4 protein-coding genes are annotated in these 4,604 nt (G+C 70.3%); all 4 read right to left on the bottom strand.

Annotation, left to right across the window (positions count from 1 at the left end):
- Positions 1 to 343: 343 nt before the first annotated feature.
- The 4 genes from AB0L53_RS59165 to AB0L53_RS59180 are packed head-to-tail and all read right to left on the bottom strand — an operon-like array spanning position 344 to position 4,400.
- Entirely contained in the window at positions 344 to 1,162 is an 819-nt protein-coding gene (locus AB0L53_RS59165; protein WP_358444207.1) for a class I SAM-dependent methyltransferase, read from the bottom strand.
- 14 nt (positions 1,163 to 1,176) lie between these two features.
- Positions 1,177 to 2,787 carry an ABC transporter permease gene (locus AB0L53_RS59170; RefSeq protein WP_357962655.1) on the bottom strand — a complete coding sequence of 537 codons (1,611 nt, stop codon included), beginning with the start codon at positions 2,785 to 2,787 and terminating at the stop codon, positions 1,177 to 1,179.
- Positions 2,784 to 3,716 (bottom strand): ABC transporter ATP-binding protein, encoded by a 933-nt coding sequence (locus tag AB0L53_RS59175; RefSeq protein WP_357962662.1) that lies wholly within the window; start codon positions 3,714 to 3,716, stop codon positions 2,784 to 2,786. The genes AB0L53_RS59170 and AB0L53_RS59175 overlap by 4 nt, the downstream gene beginning before the upstream one ends.
- A 33-nt stretch (positions 3,717 to 3,749) precedes the next feature.
- Positions 3,750 to 4,400, bottom strand: coding sequence for a TetR family transcriptional regulator (locus AB0L53_RS59180; RefSeq protein ID WP_364015872.1), 651 nt, complete (start codon positions 4,398 to 4,400; stop codon positions 3,750 to 3,752).
- Positions 4,401 to 4,604: the final 204 nt, after the last annotated feature.

A 4,604-nucleotide genomic window follows, 5' to 3' on the forward strand; every position in this document is an offset into this window, starting at 1 on the left:
ACGTCGAACGCGCTGCCTCGACGGCTGGGTGTGTGGACTCCAGCAAACCGATACAAGCCCGGCACCATCCACCTTCCCCTGCCGGTGGTCTCGGAAGGTGATGGCGGAGGCATTCGACACGGTTCCAACGGGTGCCTTGAACTGTCGTCGCTTCGGCTGAATCCGTGCGGGCTGGCGGCTGCAAGCGCTGCATGGGCCGGCCGTCTCCACGAATAGTTGCCAGGCGTTCAGATCCTTGCACGGCAGGAACTCGCATGTTCCTCACGCGGTGTTGCTGTACACGCTGTGCGAACAACTAGAAGACGGGATGCCCGACCCCGGCGTGAGTCGCCGGCCGGAATCGTCAGAAACGGTAGTGCGCGACCGTGGTGCCCAGCCTGGAGAAGGCCGCGCTGAGCGCCGACAGGCGGGTCCACAGGCGCAGGGCCGTCGGGAACTGGTCGACCTCGGGCTCCCGGGTGAGCAGGATGTGCCGGATCAGGGTCAGTCGCGGGTTCCACCGTACGGGGTCGAGGCGGTCGAAGCCGGGGGACTTGAAGAGGGGGACCAGGAACCGGCTGCCGGAGTAGTGTCTCGCGGCCCAGACGGTGAATCGGGTGTAGACGTTGAACGCGATCTCCCCACTGGGAAAATGGCTGGTGAGACGGTCCAGCAGCGTGATCATCTCTTCCTGGGAGAGGAAGGGCAGCACGCCGTCGGCGACGATCACGGCGGGACGGTCGGCGGGCAGCGCCTCCAGCCAGCCGGGCTCGGTCAGGTCCGCGCCGATGGTGTGCGTGTGCGGCCGCTCCGGGATGATCCGGTGCCGGGCGTCCACGACCTCGGGAAAGTCGACGTCGTACCAGTCCGCTGTCGATGGAGGGTCGATGCGGAGGGCTCGGGTGTCGAGGCCGGCTCCCAGGTCGATGCCGATCGCGTCGGGGTGGCGGGCGATGAACCGCTGCGCGATCTCGTCCAGTTTCTTGGCGCGCTGGGCGACGTCGATGGCCGAGGCCGCGCTCCAGCGGAGTTTGCGGTGGTCGTAGCCGGTCTTGTGGATGATCTCGTAGGCCATGCGGTCGCCGAGTATGGGGCTTGGCAGGCGGCTGTCGAGCGCCCGGCCGCACAGCGTCACCCACAGGGTTTCCTGCAGCGGGGTCAGTGTAGGAAGGGTCACTCCCATGATGTCCTCCAGGCTCAGATGGTGGGCATGTCGCGTCGGGTGAATCCGGCCAGGCCGGCCGCGACGAGGGCCGCCGCGACGGCGGTCATGACGATCAGTGGGGTGGCCGTCATGACCCCGCCGGGAAGTTTCGGTACGTGCTCGAAGACCGACAGGTCGATGACCCACTGGTCGAGCTGCAACTCCAGGCCGACCCAGCCGAACAACATGCTCACCATGGCCACCGCGAACGTGCCGGCGACCAGCCGAGGCAGCAGCCCGAACAGCGCGAACGCGACCCCGGTGAACACCCACACCACAGGGAGTTGCACGAGAGCGGCGGCTAGGAGGCGGGACAGCTCACGGGCGACGTCGCCGGTGTTGAGTCCGTGCGCCAGACCGGCGGCCGTCCCGAAGGCGATCAACCCGAGCGCCGGGCCGAGCAGTATGAACGCGAAGTGGCTGCCCGCCCAGCGCAGCCGGCGCACCGGGGTGGCCAGCAGGGGCTCGGCCCGCCCGTCGCGCTCTTCGTTCCTGAGCAGCAGCGCGGCCTGGATGGCGAAGCAGGCGCTGACCAGGCCGAGCATGGTCATCATGGGGGCGAGGAACTGGTCGACGAGCGTGCCGGGACCGCCGAGCCGGGCCAGCGCCTCTCGGGCCGCGGCGCCGCCGTTGTCCATCAGCGTCCCAAGGCTCGCCGACATCGCGCCGACCACGAGCCCGACCACGGCGAGTCCGGCGAGCCTGCTGATCAGCGGCCCGCGGTGCAGCCGCCAGGCCAGCGCCAGCGGGCTGCGCAGGCGGGGTCCGGCGGCGGCCGGGCCCAGGCGGGCCTGGAACATGCCGGCGCCGAGGTCGCGCCGCTCCGACAGCGCCACGGCCAGCACGATCAGCGCCAGCACGGCGCCGGCCGCGAGCGCGAGCACCCACCAGCGTTCGCCGCTGTAGGGCCGCAGCGCCTCCGCCCAGCCGAGCGGCGTCATCCAGGACACCCAGGCAGGCCCGTCACCGGACTGCGCGGCGACGTCGCCGACGCCGCGCAGCAGGATCGCGGCGCCGAGCGTGCTGATCCCGATGACGCGCGCGCCGCCCGCGCCAGTCGTGAGCTGCGCCGTCACCGCGCCGATCGAGGCGAACGCGCAGGCGGCCACCGTGAACCCGAGTCCGAGCGCCAGGGAGCCGGCGGCGGGCAGGCCCTGGCCGATCAGCGCCAGCGCCGAGGCCACGCCCAGGACGAGGGCGGCCCCGCAGGTGACGATCAGAGTGGCGGCCAGGTTCGCGTGCCGCGCCACCGCGGTCGCCCCGACCAGTTCGCGCCGCCCGGCCTCTTCTTCCGTACGCGTGTGCCGGATGACCGTGAGCAGCGCGAACAGCGCGACCATGAACGTCACGAACCCCGACCGCCAGGCGACGAGCTCGCCGAGGCTGGAGCCGTTCAGCACGCCGTAGGCGATGGTGAAGGCCCTGGTGTGGACGCTGGTCTCGTAGTAGTGCTGACGGGCCTCGGCCGTGGGGTACGCGCCGGTGAACGCGCCGACGAACACCACCGGGATCATGCAGATGAAGGCCACCCACAGCGGCAGCAGCACACGATCGCGCCGCAGCACCACGCGGATGAGCTTTCCCGTGCCGGCGAACGCGTTCATCGTCCTGCCTCCGCGTGCCGGCCCTTGACGTTCGCGGTCGCGCGGTCGTAGTGCCGCAGGAACAGCTCCTCCAGCGTCGGAGGCTGGCTGACCAGGCTGCGCACGCCGGCCTGGGTGAGGTGGCGAAGTGCGAGGTCCAGCGCGGCGGCGTCGACGCTGAAGCGTACCCGGCCGCCGTCGGCGCGCAGGCCGTGCACACCCGGCAGGCCGGCCAGCCCGTCCGGTGGGGCGGCCAGTTCGGCGTCGATGGAGGTGCGGGTGAGGTGCCGCAGCTCGGCCATGGTGCCGGTTTCGACGGTACGGCCGTCGCGGATGATCGTGACGCGGTCGCACAGCGCCTCGACCTCGGAGAGGATGTGGCTGGACAGCAGCACCGTACGGTCACCCGCGCGCCGCACTTCCTGGACCGTTTGCCGGAAGACCTCCTCCATCAGCGGGTCCAGGCCGGAGGTGGGCTCGTCGAGGATGAGCAGCTCGGCGTCGGAGGCCAGAGCCGCGACCAGGGCCACCTTCTGGCGGTTGCCCTTGGAGTAGGTGCGGCCCTTCTTGCGCGGGTCGAGGTCGAAGCGCTCAATCAGCTCGTCCCGGCGCCGCCGGTCAAGCCCGCCGCGCAGCCGGCCGAGCAGGTCGATGGCCTCACCGCCGGACAGGCCGGGCCACAGGGTGACGTCGCCGGGCACGTAGGCCAGGCGGCGGTGCAGCTCAGCGGTCTGTGTCCAGGGGTCGCCGCCGAGCAGCCGGGCGGCGCCCGCGTCGGGGCGCATCAGGCCCAGCAGGATCCGGATCGTGGTGCTCTTGCCCGCGCCGTTGGGCCCGAGGAAGCCGTGCACCTCGCCGGTCCGTACGACGAGGTCGAGGCCGTTCAGTGCCCGTGCCGGGCCGAACGACTTGACCAATCCGGCCATGGAAATGGCATCAGTCTCAGTCATCATGGATGTCCTTGTGTGGTGATGGGGAGAGGGCTAGAGATCGTCTCCCTGATGGGCCTCCCAGGCGGTCTGGGCGGCTTTGAGCATGGTGTCGTCGGCGTACAAGCCGTGGGTGTAGATCTCGAGCATGGGCAGCCCGATGCGCCGCAGCACGTCGGGGCCCATCCGCTCGAAGCCGAGCGCGCGGGTCAGGGGCAGCGCCATGGTCAGCGTGGCCAGGCTCACCAGCACGGTGAGCACGGCCAGCGCCCGCACGTCGGAGGACTGGCGCATCGAGCCGCCGGCGATCCCGTCCCGGAAGAGCTGCTCGGTCTCCTCCACCAGCGTGTTGACGAACGTGGTGGCCGCGGAGGAGTCCTCCTCGATCGCGCGCACCATGTACTGCACATGGAGGCGGTACTCCTCCGAGCCCGACAGGTATTCCTGGGACAGATCCCGCACGCCGACCAGGTCAGCCGCAGTCCGGGCCCTCCTCACCAGGATCTGCAGGACGTGCTCGTCGCAGACGCTCCGCAGGTTGTCCTTGCTGCCGAAGTGCCGGATGACCAGGGCGGCGCTCACCCCCGCGGTGGCCGCGATGGCGCGCAGGTTCGTCTTCTGGAAGCCGTCGCCGGCGAAGTGCGCGATGGCGGCGTTACGGATCTTGGCCTGGGCGGTCAGATCCGCCGAAGGTGATGAACACACGTTTACTATAGTAAACATATGTTCATCGCTATGGCAACCGGGGTCAGAACGGTCCGCGGAGATCTCCCGGGGCAGCGTGCAGAGGGCCGTGCGCTTGCCAGGCAGCAGGTTCGGCATTCTGTTGCGCAGCGCGCCGCGGACAGTGTCGGCCAGCACGTGTCCTGGCCGGCCCATGGAGGCGTAGCTGACCAGCACGCCGCCCGG

Origin of the sequence: Nonomuraea sp. NPDC052129, from assembly GCF_040680095.1 — a bacterium.
In the GTDB taxonomy this organism is placed as follows: domain Bacteria; phylum Actinomycetota; class Actinomycetes; order Streptosporangiales; family Streptosporangiaceae; genus Nonomuraea.

Coding starts and splice junctions, on each gene's coding strand:
- AB0L53_RS59165 (WP_358444207.1), bottom strand. CDS start 1,162: ATGGGAGTGACCCTTCCTACACTGACCCCGCTGCAGGAAACCCTGTGG.
- AB0L53_RS59170 (WP_357962655.1), bottom strand. CDS start 2,787: ATGAACGCGTTCGCCGGCACGGGAAAGCTCATCCGCGTGGTGCTGCGG.
- AB0L53_RS59175 (WP_357962662.1), bottom strand. CDS start 3,716: ATGACTGAGACTGATGCCATTTCCATGGCCGGATTGGTCAAGTCGTTC.